Origin of the sequence: Nocardia canadensis, assembly GCF_032656385.1 — a bacterium.
Classification (GTDB): domain Bacteria; phylum Actinomycetota; class Actinomycetes; order Mycobacteriales; family Mycobacteriaceae; genus Nocardia; species Nocardia canadensis.
Genome location: NZ_JAVCWB010000008.1, coordinates 1,127,442 through 1,145,022, shown reverse-complemented (window position 1 = coordinate 1,145,022; position 17,581 = coordinate 1,127,442). Strand labels below are relative to the sequence as shown.

General features: G+C 71.2%; 15 protein-coding genes. 11 read left to right on the top strand and 4 right to left on the bottom strand.

Annotation, left to right across the window (positions count from 1 at the left end):
• Positions 1-11: 11 nt before the first annotated feature.
• Together Q7X29_RS19080 and Q7X29_RS19075 are read right to left on the bottom strand one after the other, a co-directional pair.
• Positions 12-1,022, bottom strand: coding sequence for a glutathione S-transferase family protein (locus Q7X29_RS19080; protein WP_316574906.1), 1,011 nt, complete (start codon positions 1,020-1,022; stop codon positions 12-14).
• Positions 1,019-2,314 carry an MFS transporter gene (locus Q7X29_RS19075; RefSeq protein WP_218720427.1) on the bottom strand — a complete coding sequence of 432 codons (1,296 nt, stop codon included), beginning with the start codon at positions 2,312-2,314 and terminating at the stop codon, positions 1,019-1,021. Before Q7X29_RS19075 ends, Q7X29_RS19080 begins: the two co-directional genes overlap by 4 nt.
• Positions 2,315-2,448: 134 nt before the next feature.
• Here Q7X29_RS19075 and Q7X29_RS19070 point away from each other — a divergent pair, with 134 nt between their 5' ends.
• From Q7X29_RS19070 to Q7X29_RS19060, 3 genes are read left to right on the top strand one after another with little or no spacing between them, the layout of a single operon-like run.
• Positions 2,449-3,672: an acyl-CoA dehydrogenase family protein gene (locus Q7X29_RS19070; protein WP_218720426.1), complete on the top strand. Its 1,224-nt coding sequence runs from the start codon at positions 2,449-2,451 to the stop codon at positions 3,670-3,672.
• The gene (locus Q7X29_RS19065) at positions 3,669-5,108 is read left to right on the top strand and encodes an LLM class flavin-dependent oxidoreductase (protein WP_218720424.1); all 1,440 of its coding nucleotides are present in this window, start codon (positions 3,669-3,671) and stop codon (positions 5,106-5,108) included. The genes Q7X29_RS19070 and Q7X29_RS19065 overlap by 4 nt, the downstream gene beginning before the upstream one ends.
• Positions 5,109-5,153: 45 nt before the next feature.
• Positions 5,154-6,539: a styrene monooxygenase/indole monooxygenase family protein gene (locus tag Q7X29_RS19060; protein ID WP_316574905.1), complete on the top strand. Its 1,386-nt coding sequence runs from the start codon at positions 5,154-5,156 to the stop codon at positions 6,537-6,539.
• A gap of 49 nt (positions 6,540-6,588) precedes the next feature.
• Here Q7X29_RS19060 and Q7X29_RS19055 read toward each other — a convergent pair whose 3' ends face one another.
• Complete coding sequence (locus Q7X29_RS19055) at positions 6,589-7,005, bottom strand: hypothetical protein (RefSeq protein WP_218720420.1); 417 nt, start codon at positions 7,003-7,005, stop codon at positions 6,589-6,591.
• Positions 7,006-7,158: 153 nt separating this feature from the next.
• Between Q7X29_RS19055 and Q7X29_RS19050 the strand changes: the two genes are divergently transcribed.
• From Q7X29_RS19050 to Q7X29_RS19030, 5 genes are all read left to right on the top strand, one after another.
• Positions 7,159-7,557 (top strand): TOBE domain-containing protein, encoded by a 399-nt coding sequence (locus Q7X29_RS19050; protein WP_218720419.1) that lies wholly within the window; start codon positions 7,159-7,161, stop codon positions 7,555-7,557.
• Between the two features lie 11 nt (positions 7,558-7,568).
• Positions 7,569-8,336 carry a molybdate ABC transporter substrate-binding protein gene (gene modA / locus Q7X29_RS19045; RefSeq protein ID WP_316574904.1) on the top strand — a complete coding sequence of 256 codons (768 nt, stop codon included), beginning with the start codon at positions 7,569-7,571 and terminating at the stop codon, positions 8,334-8,336.
• Positions 8,336-9,145, top strand: a complete 810-nt coding sequence (gene modB, locus Q7X29_RS19040; protein ID WP_218720562.1) for a molybdate ABC transporter permease subunit — start codon at positions 8,336-8,338, stop codon at positions 9,143-9,145. The genes modA and modB overlap by 1 nt, the downstream gene beginning before the upstream one ends.
• On the top strand, positions 9,142-10,191 hold the full coding sequence (locus tag Q7X29_RS19035; protein ID WP_316574903.1) for an ABC transporter ATP-binding protein: 1,050 nt from the start codon (positions 9,142-9,144) through the stop codon (positions 10,189-10,191). Before modB ends, Q7X29_RS19035 begins: the two co-directional genes overlap by 4 nt.
• 77 nt (positions 10,192-10,268) lie before the next feature.
• Positions 10,269-11,294 (top strand): crotonase/enoyl-CoA hydratase family protein, encoded by a 1,026-nt coding sequence (locus Q7X29_RS19030; protein WP_316574902.1) that lies wholly within the window; start codon positions 10,269-10,271, stop codon positions 11,292-11,294.
• On the opposite strand, the gene Q7X29_RS19025 is transcribed toward Q7X29_RS19030, so the two are convergent.
• The gene (locus Q7X29_RS19025; RefSeq protein ID WP_316574901.1) at positions 11,285-12,568 is read right to left on the bottom strand and encodes a sigma-54-dependent transcriptional regulator family protein; all 1,284 of its coding nucleotides are present in this window, start codon (positions 12,566-12,568) and stop codon (positions 11,285-11,287) included. The genes Q7X29_RS19030 and Q7X29_RS19025 overlap by 10 nt on opposite strands.
• A gap of 109 nt (positions 12,569-12,677) precedes the next feature.
• Here Q7X29_RS19025 and Q7X29_RS19020 point away from each other — a divergent pair, with 109 nt between their 5' ends.
• The 3 genes from Q7X29_RS19020 to Q7X29_RS19010 all read left to right on the top strand — a co-directional run bounded on the left by Q7X29_RS19020 (position 12,678) and on the right by Q7X29_RS19010 (position 17,576).
• Positions 12,678-14,504, top strand: coding sequence for an NAD(P)/FAD-dependent oxidoreductase (locus Q7X29_RS19020; protein ID WP_316574900.1), 1,827 nt, complete (start codon positions 12,678-12,680; stop codon positions 14,502-14,504).
• A 168-nt stretch (positions 14,505-14,672) separates the two neighbouring features.
• Positions 14,673-15,878, top strand: a complete 1,206-nt coding sequence (locus Q7X29_RS19015; protein ID WP_218720410.1) for a glycoside hydrolase family 76 protein — start codon at positions 14,673-14,675, stop codon at positions 15,876-15,878.
• 36 nt (positions 15,879-15,914) lie between these two features.
• Positions 15,915-17,576 (top strand): bifunctional 3'-5' exonuclease/DNA polymerase, encoded by a 1,662-nt coding sequence (locus Q7X29_RS19010; RefSeq protein WP_316574899.1) that lies wholly within the window; start codon positions 15,915-15,917, stop codon positions 17,574-17,576.
• Positions 17,577-17,581 lie beyond the last annotated feature (5 nt).

Below are 17,581 nucleotides of genomic sequence, written 5' to 3'. Positions count from 1 at the left end.
GACAGTCGGTCTCACCCGATCGGCGGTACCCGCTCGGCGGGCAGGGGCGGCGGCGGTGGGGTGCCGTCGCCGAATGGGCGCCCGCCCAGTTCCTCGCGGTGGTGCGGTGTCAGCCAGTTCGACAGGTCCGGGCCGGCCGGGATGATGCCGGTGGGGTTGATGTCGCGATGCACGACGTAGTAGTGCTCCTTGATCTGGCCGAAGTCGATGGTGTCACCGAAACCGGAGGTCTGGAACAGGTCGCGGGCGTAGGCCCACAGCACCGGCATCTCGGTGAGTTTGCTGCGGTTGCACTTGAAATGGCCGTGGTAGACGGGGTCGAAGCGGGCGAGGGTGGTGAACAGGCGCACGTCGGCTTCGGTGATGGTGTCGCCGACGAGGTAGCGCTGGGTGCGCAGCCGCTCGGTCAGCCGGTCCAGGGCGTCGAAGAGGCGGACGTAGGCGGCGTCGTAGGCGTCCTGAGCGCCCGCGAAACCGCAGCGGTAGACGCCGTTGTTGACGTTGCGGAAGACGTCGAGGTTGATCTCGTCGATCTGCTCACGCAGCGGTTCCGGATACAGCTGCGGTGCGCCGGGGCGGTGATAGGCGGTCCACTCGGTGGCGAAGTCGAGAGTGATCTGGGCGTAGTCGTTGGTGGCGACCTGACCGGTCGGGATGTCGACCACGGCGGGCACGGTGATGCCGCGCGGATAGTCCGGGAACCGGGCCAGGTACGCGTCGCGCAGATGATGGATGCCCAGCACGGGGTCGACCCCGCCAGGGTCCAGGTCGAAGGTCCAGCTGAGCTTGTCGTGGGTGGGGCCGCACAGGCCGAGCGAGAGCACCGGTTCGAGGCCGAGCAACCGGCGCACGATCAGCGTGCGGTTGGCCCACGGGCAGGCCCTGGCCGCGACGAGCCGGTAGCGGCCGGGCTCGACGGGGTAGCCGTCGCGGCCGTCGGCGGTGATCCGCGTCGTGATGTAGTTGGTGTCGCGACGGAATTCGCCCGGTTCGACATAGGTTCCCGCATCGGCATCGCTCACCGTCCCAGTCTCGCAGACTCCGCATCCGCCGGTTCCGGGACCGGATGCGGCGCGTCGGCGGCCGCGAGCGCCCGGCGCACGCCGACCGGACCCATCCCGCGCGACAACCCGAGAATCAGGGCGGCACAGCCGAGTCCGGACAGCACCAGGCTCGTCGCGAACAGGGCCGAATAGCCCGCCAGATCACCGACCACCCCGGCCGCCATGCCCGCCACACCCTGGACGACGACGACGGCGCAGGCGAGCAGCGTGTAGTCGCTGCCCGCGTGGTCGGTGTCGGCGGCGTCCATCATGAGCGCGAACACCGCGACCGTGGCGGCGCCACCGAAGACGTGCTCGGCCAGGCTCGCGGTGACGAGCAGCTCGAATCCGCCGATCCCGTGCGCGGCGAGCAGATACAGCACGATGCCGGCGGTCTGGGTGACACCGCCGATGAGCAGTGCGTGCCTGCGACCGAAGCGGTAGGCGAGCCAGCCGCCGAGGCCGGCTCCGGCGAGCGCGCCCGCCGAGGACAGCACTCCCTTGATCAGCGCGATCTGGCCGAGATCGAGCCCCGCGTCGGACAGGAACGGACCGGTCAGCGCGGACGCCATCGAGTCACCGAACTTGAACGCGCCGATGAGCGCGATGAAGGCGAGAATGCCCGGCCGACGCAGCCGGGTCCACCAGGTACCGAGCAGGCGCGCCGGATGCCGCGGCGGCGGGCGGTCGGCGACGGGTTCGCGTAGCAGCCATACCGGCACCGTGGTCAGCACGATCAGCACGGCCATGGCCAGGAACAGCATCCGCCACCCGGCCAGGGCGAACAGCCACAGCAGGGCGCCGCCGCCGACGATCATGCCGACGCGATACGCGCCGACCTGGATGCCGTTGCCCAGCCCGCGCTGGCGCGGACCCAGCAGACGCACGGCGAGCCCGTCGGTCGCCACGTCCTGCGTCGCCGAGAACAGATTCACCACCACGATGCCGACGAACAGCCACCGCAGCGACGACGACAGGTCCAGGCACGCGAGCAGCATGGCGACCGCCGCCGCGGACAGTTGCAGCACCAGCAGCCAGGTGCGCCGGGTGCCGTACCGGTCGACATAGGGCGCCCACAGGAACTTCAGCGCCCACGGCAGGAACAGCACGCCCGAGGCGCTGATCACCACCAGCGAATAGCCCGATTCGCGCAGCACTACCGGCAGCGCCTGGGTGAAGAAGCCGAACGGCAGACCCTGCGCGAAGTACAGCGCGGACAGCAGAACCAGCGTGCCGGTCGTGACAACACCCGGTCGGGTGGCGGTGCTCATGCCGACATCGTCGCAGAGACCCCGCCGGGCCACAGGCCCCCGGCTCGGCTTGATCGCAACACGCCGCCGCGGGCTTTGCGATCCCGCTGCGCGCAACCGGTGAGCATGCGGCCTTGCGGCGTCATGGTGGGGGAATGACTTCCACAGAGACGAAACGCGCGGCCGATTCCGAACTGGACGACGTCTTCCGTCCCCTCTTCGATCGCATCGCCGAGGGCGCTGTCGCCCGCGAAACCGACCGCGAACTGGCACACGCCGAGATCGCCGCCCTGCGCGCGGCCCGCTTCGGCGCGCTGCGGGTGCCGGTGGAGTTCGGCGGCTACGGCGCGAGCGTGCGCCAGCTGTTCCGGCTGCTCATCGACCTCGCCGCCGCCGAATCGAACCTGCCGCAGGCGTTGCGTGTGCACTTCTCCTTCGTCGAGGACCAGTTGCTGGCGGCCGCGGGGCCTGCACGCGAGCGGTGGCTGCGCGCGGTGACCGAGGGCACCCTGGTCGGCAACGCCATCACCGAGCCCGGGGTCGGCGCGGTCGACCGGTATCGGACCCGGCTCACTCGCGACGGCGAACACTGGCGGCTCGACGGCACCAAGTTCTACAGCACCGGCTCCCTCTACGCCGACCACATCCTCGTCGCCGCCGACCGGGACGGCGAACGGGTGGGTGTGCTGGTCGGCGCCCACGCCGACGGGGTGCGTCAGCACGACGACTGGGACGGTTTCGGGCAGCGGCTCACCGCCAGCGGCACCACGGAATTCACGGCGGTGCGGGTCACCGAGGAACAGATCCTCGGCCCCGGCTACGGCGTGCCCGGCCCCACCTACGCGACCTCCTACCTGCAGCTGGTCCAGCTCGCGGTGCTCGCAGGCATCGCCCAGCGCGCGGAAAGCGATGTGCGGGAATGGGTCTCGCGGCGAACGCGCGGCTACACCCATTCCGCCGCCGACCTGCCCCGCCACGATCCGCTGGTGCAGCAGGTGATCGGCCAGCTGTCGGCGGCCGCGTTCTCCGCGCGCGCGAACGTCCTCGCCGTGGCCGACCTGCTCGACGAGGTCCTCGCCGCGGGCGCGACCGATGAAAAGGCGCTCACCGCTGTCGAACTCGCCGCCGCGCAGGCCCAGCTCGCGGTGATCGACACCGTGCTGCCCGCGACCAGCCTGCTGTTCGAGGTGGGCGGCGCGTCCATCGTGTCCGAAGGGCTGCGCCTGGACCGGCACTGGCGCAACGCGCGCACCATCTCGGTGCACAACCCCGCCATCCAGAAGGCCAGAGCGGTAGGCGATCACCTGCTCAACGGCACCGACCTGCCGTTCGGCTGGAGTGCCGGGGAACGCGTCGCGGCCGACGGGCCCACCCGATGACCCGCCGGATCCGGTTCAACGCCTTCGACATGAACTGTGTGGCGCACCAGTCGCCCGGCCTGTGGCGCCACCCCGACGACCAGTCGCACCGCTACAAGGAACTGAGTTACTGGACCGAGCTCGCCCAGCTGCTCGAACGCGGCCGCTTCGACGGCATCTTCATCGCCGATGTCCTGGGCATCTACGACGTCTACGGCGGCAACGATCTCGCCGCCCTGCGGGAGGGCGCGCAGGTGCCGGTGGCCGATCCGCTGCTGCTGGTGACGGCGATGGCCGCCGTCACCGAGCACCTCGGCTTCGGCATCACCACGGGCACCGGCTTCGAGCACCCCTTCCCGTTCGCCCGGCGGCTGTCCACGCTGGATCATCTCACCGGCGGCCGGGTCGGCTGGAACGTCGTGACCGGCTACCTGCCCTCGGCGGCTCGCAATCTCGGCGCCGACGATCAGCTCGACCACGACGACCGCTACGACCAGGCCGATGAATACCTCGAGGTGCTCTACAAGCTCTGGGAGGGCTCCTGGGAAGACGACGCGGTGGTGCGCGATGTGGATCGTGGCATCTACGTCGACCCGGCGAAGGTGCACCACATCGGCCATCGGGGACGGCATTTCACCGTGCCGGGCATCCATCTGTCCGAGCCCTCGCCGCAGCGCACCCCGGTGATCTACCAGGCGGGCGCCTCCCCGCGCGGCGTGCGCTTCGCCGCGGAGAACGCCGAGGCCGTGTTCGTGGCAGCGCCGTCGAAACGCGTACTCACCCAGACGGTGTCGCGGGTCAGGGACGCGCTCGAGGCGGCGGGTCGTGACCGGTACGCGGCCCGGATCTACGCGCTGGCCACCATCGTCACCGATGCCACCGACGCGGCCGCCCACGCCAAGCACGAGGAGTACCTGTCCTACGCGAGCGTGGAGGGCGGGCTGGTGTTCATGTCCGGCTGGATGGGGATCGACCTGTCGCGCTACGACCTCGACGACCCCATCGGCGACGTGCAGAGCAATGCCATCCAGTCGGCGGTCGCCGCGTTCCAGGAGTTCGACGACGACGGCCGCGAATGGACCGTGCGCGACATCGGCCGCTGGGCCGGCATCGGCGGCATGGGCCCGGTGTTCGTCGGGTCGGGACAGACCGTCGCCGACCAGCTCCAGGACTGGGTCGCCGAGACCGATCTGGACGGGTTCAACCTGGCCTACGCGATCACCCCCGGCTCGTTCGAGGACATCGTGCGTTACGTGGTTCCGGTGCTGACCGCCCGCGGTGTCTATGCCGCCGAGTACGAGCCCGGCACCCTGCGGCACGCGCTGTTCGGCGCGGGCGACCGGCTCCCGGACGACCATCGCGGCGCGAGCTACCGGGTGGGCGGCCGGAATTCGACCGTCCTGCCGGACGCGGAGTCGAGGCCGGGCTCGATCGTCGCGGCCATCGATTCTCGCTGATCGCAACCCTGCTGCGGCGGAACGGAATCCAGCACCATAGCCGATATGACATCGCAGAATCCCGCTTCACGTTCCACGCGTTCGGCCGCGATCGTCGGCGCCGGACAGACCGGCGTCACCGCGGCGCTAGGTCTGCTCGACGCCGGCTTCGAGGTCACGCTCTACAGCGACCGAGACCAACAGACCCTCCGCAACGACGTTCCCGCCACCGGCACCGCCCTGGAATTCGGGGTGACCCAACAGGCCGAGCTGGCCCTGGGTCTGGACACCTACACCGCCAGGGCGCCCCGCCACACCGGACTCAGCGTCCGCATCGCCGACCCCGACCGCAACGAGCTGATCGCCTTCGACGGCGAGTTCGACGGCTACGTCGGCGTCGCGGTCGACACCAGGCTCAAGGCCGACGAGCGACTCACCGCGTTCCGCGAGCGCGGTGGTCGGTTCGTCGTCGAGCAGGTCACCCCGGAATCCCTCGACGGGATCGCCGCCCAGCACGACCTGACCCTGGTCGCGACCGGTCGCGGTGGCCTGTCGGAGCTGTTCCCCGTCGACCCCGAGCGCACCGTCTACGACGCGCCCCAGCGCTCGCTGCTCACGGTCACCGTCACCGGTCTCGGCCACGACCCCGGTGTGTTCGCCCATCGCAGTCCGGCGGGCGGCGGCCACAGCGGGTTCTCCATCTTCGCCGATCAGGGCGAGGGCTGGTGGGGGCCCTATCTGCACAAGGACGCCGGTCCGAGCTGGGCGTTCCTGGGCTGGGCGCGGCCGGGCAGCGACTGGGCGGCGCGGTTCGGCGCGGCCGATTCGGCCGCGTCGGCGCACCGGATCGTCACCGAGCTCTACCGCGACTACATCGACTGGGATCTGCCGGAGGTCCTGGCCACCCAGGTGATCGAGGACGATCCGCACTCGTGGCTCGAGGGCGCCGTGCGACCGGTGGTTCGCGCCGGTGTCGGCCGGACCGCGAGCGGGCACCCGGTGGCCTCGCTGGGCGACACCTCCGTCGCCTACGACCCGATCGCCGGGCAGGGCGCGCAGAGCGGGCTGATCCAGGCGCAGCGCCTGGTCGCCGCGGCCGCCGTCCACGACGGCGCCTTCGACGAGGCCTGGATCGCCGCGCGCTACGGGGAGTTCCTCGCCGCGCGCAGCGATGCCGCCGCCAAGGTGACCCGGTTGTTCCTCAGCGATCCGGAGTTCGCCGACATCGGCGGGCAGTTCTTCGCCGCCGCCGCGGTGGAGCCGCGGTTCGCGAGCGCGCTGGTCGGCCTGCTGCACCATCCGCAGCCGTTCCTCGGGATCGACACCGTCGAACAGGCGGGCGCCTACATCGAGGAGATCACCGGCGTGCCCGCGACCGAGGTGCTCGCCCGGTTCCAGCCGGCGGGCAGATTCGCCCGGTCGGAGTACGCGGGCGCGCTCACCCGCGCCTGAGCTGCCACCACCCCCGTCCGCCGCGGCCGATCCTGCCGGCCGCGGCGGACTACTGCGCTGTGCGCACGAATTCGAAGGTGCCCGGCTTGTGCGGTGCGTTGGTGGTGAGCGTGCCGGTGATCCGCCCCGGTCCGGGATCGAACGAGATCTGGGTACCGCCGGTCCCGGCGACCAGTTGCCGCACGGTGCCGGTGGCCCCGGTGTCGAGATTGCGCCAGTCGACGGTGACCTCCACCGCGCACGGGCCGATCCCGTGCAGGGCGCTGATCAGGCCGAAGTAGGGCGTGTTCGGTCCGAAGACCGTCGCGAAATGGATGTGCCCGACGCACAGACCACCGCTGGTGAGGGTGATCGCGTCGTCGAGCAAGCCGCGATCGGCCGTGGCCACCGGCGCGAACGCGCACAGCGGTGCCGCGACGACGGCCGCCGCGATGAGGGCCCGAATGGTCGTACCGCCGAGATGCATGGCAAGCCTCTTCGTGTCGGTTGGCTGAGAACCCGGGCGAGGTCTGGGCGACCCCGCGATTCGACCCTAGCGCGACGAGGAAACTCCCATTATTCCGGAAGTTCGGAACAGTTCCGCTATGCGCACCGTAGATGCGTCGAATACACTCCCTTCGTGTCGAATCTGCGGATCAGTGAAGTAGCGGCGTTGATGGGTGTCAGTGATGACACCGTCCGCCGGCACATCGATCAGGGCAGGCTCACCGCGATCCAGCTCGACAGCGGCCGCAAGGGCATCGATGGGCGCGAGCTCGCCGAGTTCCTGCAGCAGAACAGCGAACCGGCCCCGCCGGGCACCACCGTCGCCACCTCGGCCCGCAACCGGATGCGCGGGATCGTCACCCGCATCGTCAAGGACACCGTGATGGCGCAGGTCGAGATCCAGGCGGGACCGTTCCGGCTGGTGTCGCTGATGAGCCGGGAGTCCGTCGACGAGCTCGGGCTCGACGTCGGCAGCATCACCGTCGCCTCGGTGAAGTCCACCCATGTCGTGGTAGAAATCCCGGAAAGTTGACGAGGTCGACGATGATGCGCAGTATCGGCGTGGCACTGACGGTCGGCGCGGTGGCCCTGACCGCGGTCGGCTGCGGCACCGACACCGCCGCCGACCAGGCGCAGGGCGGCACGGTCACCGTCTTCGCCGCGGCGTCGCTGACCGGGACGTTCACCGAGCTCGGCAAGCAGTTCGAGGCGGCCCATCCCGGGACGAAGGTGGTCTTCGGTTTCGGCGCCAGCTCCGCGCTGGCCGAGCAGATCAAACAGGGCGCCCCCGTCGACGTGTTCGCCTCGGCGGCGCCGAAGAACATGCAGCAGGTGGTGGACGCGGGCGAGATCACCGCGAAGCCGGTGACCTTCGTGCGCAACCGCCTCGAGATCGCCGTGCCGCAGGGCAACCCGGGCCGGGTCACCGGATTGGCCGACTTCGCGAAGCCGGAGGAGAAGATCGCCCTGTGCGCCGAGCAGGTGCCCTGCGGTGCGGCGGCCAAGACGGTGTTCGAGGCCGCCGGGATCACCCCGCAGCCCGATACCCGCGAAGCCGACGTCAAGGCGGTGCTGACCAAGGTCACGCTGGGCGAGGTCGACGCCGCGCTGGTGTACCGCACCGATGTGCTGGCCGCCGGCGACAAGGTGCAGGGGCTGGACTTCCCGGAGTCGACCACGGCGATCAACGACTATCCGATCGCCGCGCTGGCGAAGGCGCCCAACGCCGCGGCCGCGGCGGCGTTCGTCGAGTTCATCGGGTCCGACCAGGCGCAGGCCGTCTTCGCCGGAGCGGGGTTCGACACGCCGTGATCGGGGCGACGCGACGACGGGCGGTCCGGGGACGGCGACCGCTGATCCTGGTCGTGCCCGCCGTGTGCGCGCTGGCCTTCCTGGTACTGCCGATGATCGGGCTGCTCCTGCGCGCGCCCTGGCGCACCCTGCCCGAGCGGCTGACGAGTGCCGAGGTCGGCCAGGCGTTGCGGCTGTCGCTGGTGTGCGCCACCTCGGCGACCGTCGTGTGCGTGGTGTTCGGTATTCCGCTGGCCTGGCTGCTGGCCCGGGGTGAGGTGCGGGGGCTGGGCATCATCCGGGCCCTGGTGACCGTCCCGCTGGTGCTGCCGCCGGTCGTCGGCGGTGTCGCGCTGCTGCTGGTGCTCGGCCGGCGCGGGGTCCTCGGGCGCTATCTCTACGAGTGGTTCGGGTTCTCCCTGCCGTTCACCACCGCCGGTGTCATCGTCGCGGAGGCCTTCGTCGCCATGCCGTTCCTGGTGATCTCCGTCGAAGGCGCGCTGCGGGCGGCCGACCCGCGCTACGAGGAAGCCGCCGCGACGCTGGGCGCGTCGCGGTGGCTGACCTTCCGCCGGGTGACGCTGCCTTCGGTCATGCCCGGCGTGATCGCCGGTGCGGTGCTGTGCTGGGCCAGGGCACTGGGGGAGTTCGGTGCCACGATCACCTTCGCGGGCAGTTTCCCCGGCACCACCACGACGATGCCGCTGGCGGTCTACCTCGCGCTCGAAACCGACCCCGAGGACGCCATCGTGCTCAGCCTGGTACTGCTCGCCGTCTCGGTGGCCGTGCTGGCCGCCCTGCGCGATCGATGGACGCGAGGACCACTGTGACCCTGGATGTCGCGCTGCGGGTGCGCCGATCGCGCTTCACCCTCGACATCGCGTTCGAGGTCGCTGCCGGGGAGGTCGTGGCGCTGCTCGGACCCAACGGCGCGGGCAAGACCACGGCGCTGCGCGCGCTGGCCGGGCTGGCCCCGCTCGACGACGGTTTCATCCGGCTGGGCGATCACGTCTGGGATATCCCGCCGAGCCGATTCGTGCCCGCCGAACAGCGCGCGGTCGGTGTGGTGTTCCAGGACTACCTGCTGTTCGCGACCATGAGCGCGCTGGACAATGTCGCGTTCGGGCTGCGGGCGCGCGGCGCGCCGCGCCGGACCGCGAACGAGCGTGCCGCGCGCTGGCTCGAGCGCGTCGGCCTGGGCGAGCAGCTGGCGGCCAAACCCCGCTCGCTCTCGGGCGGCCAGGCCCAACGCGTCGCGCTGGCCCGCGCGCTGGCCACCGAGCCCGCGCTGCTGCTGCTCGACGAACCCCTGGCCGCGCTCGACGCCGCCACCCGGCTCCAGGTGCGCGCCGAACTCGCCCGTCATCTCGGCGAATTCACCGGCCACACCGTCCTGGTGACCCACGACCCGCTGGACGCGATGATCCTGGCCGACCGCCTGGTCATCATCGAGAACGGCCGCGTCGTGCAGGAAGGCGTGCCGCGCGAGGTCGCCCAGCGACCACGCACCGACTACGTCGCCCAGCTGGTGGGGCTGAACCTCTATCGCGGCACCGCCGACGGCACGACGGTCCGGCTCGACGGCGGCGGTGCGCTCACGATCGCCGAACCCGCTTCGGGCGCAGTCCATCTCGCGTTCGCCCCGCACGCGGTGAGCCTGTACCCCGAGCCGCCCGTCGGCAGTCCGCGCAACACCTGGCAGACCACGGTGACCGGGATCGAACAGCACGCGCACCTCACCAGGGTGCGGCTCGACGGCGCGCCCCCGGTGCTGGCCGAGGTCACCCCCGCGACGGTCGCCGAATTGCGCCTGCACGGCGGGACGACGCTGTGGGCCTCGGTCAAGGCGACCGAGATCCGCACCTACCCGGCCTAGCCGATCCCGCCGGGCCCGCGTCGGCCTGCCGATAGCATCGGGCTGGCCGTCACGTTCCGCGTCCTCAGGAGGTCACCGTGCCCGACTACGAATCCCACGCGGGTCAGCGCCCCGCGGCATGGTACGAGAACTGGACCGAGGGCCCCGATTCCCCGTGGCGAGACCGGCCCGACCCCGGTGCCGAGCGGGAGTACCGCACGCTGACCTACGAGCGGGACGGCCGCATCGCGCGCATCACCTTCGACCGGCCCGACAAGGGCAACGCGATCACCCCGGATACGCCGGTGGATCTCGCGCACGCCGTCGAGCGGGCCGATCTCGATCCCCGCGTGCACGTCATCCTGGTCTCCGGCCGCGGCAAGGGTTTCTGCGGCGGATACGACCTGGATATGTTCGCCGAACAGGGTTTCGCGAGTGCCGGCGGTTCCGACGAGGTCACCGGCACCGCGATCGATCCGGTCGCGCAGGCGGTCAACCACAATCCGTGGGGCACCTGGGACCCGATGCTCGACTACGCCATGATGAGCCGGTTCAATCGCGGCTTCGCCAGCCTGCTGCACGCGAACAAACCCACGGTGGCCAAGCTGCACGGCTTCGCGGTGGCAGGCGGAACCGATATCGCCCTCTACAGTGACCAGATCATCTGCGCCGACGACACCAAGATCGGCTACCCGCCCACCCGGGTCTGGGGCATCCCGGCCGCGGGCATGTGGGCGCACCGCCTCGGCGACCAGCGCGCCAAGCGCCTGCTGTTCACCGGCGACTGCCTGACCGGCAAGCAGGCCGCCGAATGGGGCCTGGCGGTGGAGTCCTGGCCCGCCGACCAACTCGACGCGCGCACCGAGGAACTGGTGGAGCGGATCGCGCGAATGCCGGTCAACCAGTTGATGATGGCCAAGCTGGCCCTCAACTCCAGTCTGCTGGCCCAGGGCGTCGCCACCTCCGGCATGGTCAGCACCGTCTTCGACGGCATCTCCCGGCACACCCGCGAGGGCTACGCCTTCCAACTCCGTTCGGCCACTGTCGGATTCCGAGAGGCCGTGCGGGAACGCGACGAGCCCTTCGGCGACCACAAGCGAGGCACGCCCGGGCATCAGGACTGAGCCGCGGACCGGGGATCACACAGGGCGCGCAACGCCGGGCCCGCGGTGTGGCGAACGAAGTCGCAGTCCGCCAAGTGCTCGGCGTTGCCCAGCTCGACGGTCAGCTCGACGGATTCGGTGAATCGGTAGGGGCGACTGGTCAGCACGGCGCCGAGCACCCGCCGCAACCGGGAGACCTCCGCCCGGACCGCGACCGCGTGGTCCGGATCGCCGAACAGCGCGTTGCTCAGCTGGAGCACCGTCATCCCGTGTCGGCCGGACAGGTGCAGGAGTAGCAGGATCTCGGCGTGGCGGGCCGAGAGCGCACTGCGCCACCCGGATTCGCCGCCGTGCACGCTGATCGTCGGCGGCCCGGACAGATCGAGTTCGAGCCGGGTGCTGCGGGCGCCGGAGTCCGGCCGGATCAGCCAGCCGTCGGCGAGCTGTTCGGCGACGGCTGGGCCGAGCCCAGGGACGGTGATCGCGCGCTCGGCGTGCGGTGCCGCGACCCGGCGGGTGGCGGTGACGCCGATCGCCTGGGCGACCCAGCCGTGCTCGTCGACCAACACGGCGGGCCCGGTGAGGGCGACCAGGGCGGGCGCGGCGGCGGCGCGCAGCCGGGCGAGCCGGTCCTCGTGATGACGCCACAGCTGTGCCTCCGCGAGCCGCACGCCGGTGGCGACCAGGGCGGTGACGGCCGGATGCAGGGTCAGGGCGGGGCCGCTGATGTCGACGATGCCGAGGAGTTCACCGGTGCGCGGGTCGTGGATCGGTGCCGCGGTGCAGTACCAGGGGTGCTGGAACTGCTCGAAGTGTTCGCCCGAGAACAGTTGCACCGGAGCGGCTTCGGTGAGCGCCGTGCCGATCGCGTTGGTGCCGACCGCCTCCTCGGTCCAGCGTGCGCCCTCGCGGAACCCCAGCGAATCCGCGCGATGGCGGACCTTCGCCGAACCGTGCCGCCACAGCACCACGCCCTCGGCGTCGGTGACGACGAGCATCAGCTGCGAGCTGGCCTCGGCCAGGCACGACACCGTCTGCGTCAGCTCCGAGATCACCGTGGTGAGCGAGGATGCGCGGCGCCGCCGTTCGACGTCGTCCACGCCGAGCATCGTGCGGGCCCGGGGCCGATCGGGCACGAGACCGGCCGCCAGTACCCGCGACCACGAGCGCGCGACCAGTGGCCGCGGCCGCAACGGCGAGCGGCCGCCGCCGATGACGGCCTCGTGCATCCGGATGAGATCGCGCGCGTAGCCCGACAGATCGGTGCCGGGTTCGACCGCGCCGAAATCGCTCACGATTCTCACCCCTTCATCCGGTCGAGCGGCGGTGCAACGCACTGCAACGATTGTGCCACCAGCCCCCGGTGGCGTGTGCTCTAGGTCACAGAATGTGGAGGAGGATTCGATGACCCAGACACTCGATCCCGCGGTGTGCGGATCGGACGCGGCAGATCCGCGGCAGCGGGTGGACGCCTGGCTGACGGCGTTCGAGGCGGCGCTGGCCGCACGCGATATCGATACGGCGGCAAGCATGTTCGCCATCGACAGCTTCTGGCGCGACCTGGTCGCGTTCACCTGGAACATCAAGACCGTCGAGGGCCGCGCCGGCGTGGCCGACCTGCTGCGGGCCCAGCTCGCCGATACCGATCCGTCCGGATTCCACACCACCGAACCGCCCACCGAGGCCGACGGGGTGATCAGCGCGTGGATCGGTTTCGAGACCGGCGCTGGCCGCGGCGTCGGTCATCTGCGACTCACCGACGCGGGCGCGTGGACGATGCTGACCGCGTTGCAGGAGCTGAAGGGCCACGAGGAGGGCAAGGGGACCCGCAGGCCCAAGGGCGTGCGCCACGGCGCCGACCGGGAGCGGGTGACCTGGTCCGAGCAGCGCGAACGCGAAGAGCGGGAACTCGGCTACACCCGGCAGCCGTATGTCCTGATCGTCGGCGGTGGACAGGGCGGCATCGCGCTCGGCGCGCGGATGCGCCAGCTCGGCGTTCCCGCGCTCGTCGTCGACAAGCACGACCGGCCCGGTGACCAGTGGCGCAAGCGCTACAAGTCGCTGTGCCTGCACGATCCGGTCTGGTACGACCACCTGCCGTATCTGCCGTTCCCCGACAACTGGCCGGTGTTCGCGCCCAAGGACAAGGTCGGCGACTGGCTCGAGATGTACACGAAGGTGATGGAGGTGCCCTACTGGACCAAGACCACCTGCACCTCGGCGCGCTACGACGACGCCTCGGGCGCCTGGACGGTCGAGCTCGAGCGGGACGGCGAACCGGTGGTGTTGCGCCCGCGGCACCTGGTGCTGGCCACGGGCATGTCGGGCAAGCCGAACATCCCGGATTTCCCCGGCAGGGAACGCTTCCGCGGCGACCAGCACCACTCGAGCGGGCATCCCGGACCGGACCGGTACGCGGGCAAGCGCGCGGTGGTGATCGGCGCCAACAATTCGGCGCACGACATCTGCGCGGCGCTGTGGGAGGCCGGCGCCGAGGTCACCATGGTGCAACGATCGTCCACCCACATCGTGAAGTCGGATTCGCTGATGGAACTCGGATTGGGCGACCTGTACTCCGAGCGGGCGCTGGCGGCCGGGATGACGACGCACAAGGCCGATCTCACCTTCGCCTCGCTGCCGTACCGGATCATGCCCGAGTTCCAGATCCCGGTCTACGACGCCATCCGCGAACGCGACGCCGACTTCTACGCGCGGCTGGAACGCGCGGGGTTCGACCTCGACTGGGGCGACGACGGCTCCGGGCTGTTCATGAAGTACCTGCGGCGCGGCTCCGGCTACTACATCGACGTCGGCGCCGCCGAACTCGTCGCCGACGGCGAGATCGGCTTGGCCCACGGCCAGGTCAGGGAACTCACCGAGGACGCGGTGATCCTCGACGACGGCACCGAACTGCCCGCCGACCTGGTCGTCTACGCCACGGGCTACGGCTCGATGAACGGCTGGGCCGCCGATCTGATCGGCCAGGATGTCGCCGACGCCGTCGGCAAATGCTGGGGATACGGTTCCGGTACGGCCAAGGATCCCGGACCATGGGAAGGGGAGCTGCGCAATATGTGGAAGCCGACCCAGCAGCAGGGCCTGTGGTTCCATGGCGGCAACCTGCACCAGTCCCGGCACTACTCGCTGTATCTGGCGCTCCAGTTGAAGGCCCGCTTCGAGCAGATCCCGACACCGGTGTACGGAAAGCAGGAGGTTCACCATCTGAGCTGATCGACCCCGCCGGGACTGCTCGGCCGACACCCGGCCGGGCAGCCTCCGGCTCCGCCGAACGTTCTCGCGGTACACCGGAACAGTTCAAGTTCCGGCCACCGCGGACCGAGGCCCCAGCGGTACGGTTCCCGGCTCGGACGTCGTCGTGCGGAAGGAGAATCCGAGCGGATGGTTCGCCGGAACGAGGGCATCAGCCGGCGCGGTGCGCTGATCGCGGCGGGCGCCGCGATCGGTGTCGGGGTGCTGGGTCAACCGCCGCGGGCGGGCACGATCCGGCGTCCCGCGACCGTCGGTGCGGTCGGGGCCGGGCAGCGGGCGGAGCTGGCGGAACGGGCGATCGTGGCGCGGCACGTGCGCTCGCTGTGGGGGGTGCCGCGGCGGAGCCTGGGCGCGCTGGTGTGGCCCGCGTCGCCGGTGGAACAGTCGTTCGGACGCTGGTGCTACTGGTGGCAGGCGCACCTGGTCGACTGCGCGATCGACGCCGCCCACCGTGATCCGACGCCGGCCCGCAAGGACCGGGTCGCGGCCCTCGCGCTCGGGATCCGCACCCGCAATGTCACCGGCTGGACCAACCGGTACTACGACGACATGGCGTGGCTGGCGCTGGCACTCGAGCGCGCCGACCGGCTGCTCGACATCCGGTTCGGCCACGCGGTCGACGACCTGCGATCCGCCCTGCTCGACGGCTGGAACGCCGAGCTCGGCGCGATCCCGTGGCGAGCGGGCGACGGCTACTACAACACCCCGGCGGTCGGCCCCGCCGGGATCGCGCTGGCCCGGCTGGGCGATCTCACCCGCGCGCGCCGGCTCGCCGACTTCCTGCACACCCGCCTGCGCGATCCCGTCAGCGGCGTGACCCTCGACGGCGTCCACGAGCCCGACGGACGGGTCGACCGGACCGTCCACACCTACTGCCAGGGCGTGGCGATCGGGCTGGAAACCGAATTGGCGGTGCGCACCGGCGACGCCGCGCACCGGGACCGCGCGGCGGCACTGGTCGCGGCCACCGGCACCGAGCTGACGGACGGAGGCGTGATCCTCGCGGCCGCCGCGAACGATTCCGGGTTGTTCATGGGTGTCCTCGCGCGCTACCTCGCCGAAACCGCGCTCGCCCTGGGCGATACCACCGCCGCGGCCATCGTGCACGCGTCGGCGCGGGCGGCCTGGGAACACCGCGCCGAGGTCGACGGGCTGCCGCTGTTCGGCATGGACTGGACCCGCCCGATCGCCGAGGTGCGGTATCCGAGCTCGCTGCTGCATCTCGAAGGGCCCGAGACCGCGTCGGCGGCGAACCTGAGCCGCGATCTGTCGGTGCAGCTGAGCGCGTGGATGCTGCTCGAGGCCGACCACCAGCTCACCGCCGCCGGACGGTGACCGCGCTGTGTCGGACCCCGATGCGAGACTCGGCACGTGCGATGGGCAGTGGCGGAGACGGGTGAGGGTGGCGCGCGTCTGTGTCCGCTGGACGCCGACGGCAGACCCGCGGGACCGATCGTCGACGAACCCTCGTTGATCGAGGCCGTGCGCTCGCGCCCGGACGTCGAGCGGTGGGTGTGGCGATCGACCGCCGAGATCTACCGGCCCCTGCTCGCCGCCGGGGTGCGGGTCGAGCGCTGTTACGACGTGGAGGCCGCCGAGGCGCTGCTGATCGGGCACGAGGAGGGTCAGGTCGGGCAGGCCCGGTCGCTGGCGGCGGCGTGGGCCCGTCTGCACGGGCTGGCCGTCCCGCCGGACGCTCCCGTGCGGGCCGCCGAAACCCAGCCGTCGCTGTTCGATTCGGGCCCGGTGCCGCTGCCGCCCGGCACCGACGAGTTCGCGGCGCTGGTGGCGGTCTACGAGCGACAGGTCGCCCGGACCGCGCGCTCCGAGCACCCGGATCGGATGCGGCTGCTGCTGGCGGCCGAGTCGGCGGGCATGCTCGTCGCCGCGGAGATGGGCCGGTCCGGGATTCCGTGGCGGGCCGACATCCATCGGGCGCTGCTGGACACGATGCTGGGCGAACGGTTTCCGGGCACGCTCGAACCCCGCCGGATGGCGGAACTGGCCGACGAGGTCTCGCGAGCCTTCGGCGGCGGAGTCCGGGTGCGGCCCGATCTGCCCAACGACATCATCAAGGCGTTTTCCCGGGCCGGCATCCTGGTGTCCTCCACCCGGAAGTGGGAACTGCAGCAGATCGACCATCCCGCCGTCGCGCCGCTGCTGGCCTACAAGTCGCTGTACCGCGTGCACACCGCGCACGGCTGGTCCTGGCTCGAGCAGTGGGTGCACGGTGGCCGCTTCCGGCCCGAGTATCTGCCCGGCGGCACGGTCTCGGGCCGCTGGACGACCAATGGTGGTGGCGCCCTGCAGATCCCGAAGGTGATCCGGCAGGCGATCCGCGCCGACCCGGGCTGGTCGCTGGTCGTCGCCGACGCCGATCAGATGGAACCGCGCATCCTGGCCGCGATCTCGCGCGACCCGGCCCTGATGGAGGTGGCCGGTCGCGGCGAGGACCTGTACGCCGATCTGGCGGCCCGCGGCTTCGGCGGTGACCGCGCCCAGGCCAAACTCGCGCTGTTGGGCGCCATCTACGGTCAGACCTCCGGCGATGCCCTCACACACATGGCGGCGCTGCGCCGGCAGTATCCCGCCGCGGTCGCCTACGTCGACGACGCGGCGCACGCCGGGGAGGAAGGTCGTCTGGTGCGCACCTGGCTGGGCCGCACCTGCCCGCCGGTCGAGGCCACCGCCCCGGATTTCGCCGAGAACGGCGCGGGCTTCGCGGGGACGCCCGCGGCGCGAGCACGCGGCCGGTTCACCCGCAACTTCGTGGTCCAGGGCAGCGCCGCCGACTGGGCCCTGCTGGTCCTGGCCGCCATCCGCCAGACGATCGCGCAGGCCGGGCTGCGCGCCGAGATGGTCTTCTTCCAGCACGACGAGGTGATCGTGCACTGTCCGGAGGAGGAGTCCGCGACGATCGTCGCCGCGATCGCCGCGGCCGCCGACACCGCGGGCCGACTGGCCTTCGGCCCGACGCCGGTGCGCTTCCCCTTCACCACAGCGGTGGTGCAGTGCTATGGCGACGCCAAGTAGGACAT

Coding starts and splice junctions, on each gene's coding strand:
- Q7X29_RS19075 (WP_218720427.1), bottom strand. CDS start 2,314: ATGAGCACCGCCACCCGACCGGGTGTTGTCACGACCGGCACGCTGGTT.
- Q7X29_RS19070 (WP_218720426.1), top strand. CDS start 2,449: ATGACTTCCACAGAGACGAAACGCGCGGCCGATTCCGAACTGGACGAC.
- Q7X29_RS19065 (WP_218720424.1), top strand. CDS start 3,669: ATGACCCGCCGGATCCGGTTCAACGCCTTCGACATGAACTGTGTGGCG.
- Q7X29_RS19060 (WP_316574905.1), top strand. CDS start 5,154: ATGACATCGCAGAATCCCGCTTCACGTTCCACGCGTTCGGCCGCGATC.
- Q7X29_RS19055 (WP_218720420.1), bottom strand. CDS start 7,005: ATGCATCTCGGCGGTACGACCATTCGGGCCCTCATCGCGGCGGCCGTC.
- modA (WP_316574904.1), top strand. CDS start 7,569: ATGATGCGCAGTATCGGCGTGGCACTGACGGTCGGCGCGGTGGCCCTG.
- Q7X29_RS19020 (WP_316574900.1), top strand. CDS start 12,678: ATGACCCAGACACTCGATCCCGCGGTGTGCGGATCGGACGCGGCAGAT.
- Q7X29_RS19015 (WP_218720410.1), top strand. CDS start 14,673: ATGGTTCGCCGGAACGAGGGCATCAGCCGGCGCGGTGCGCTGATCGCG.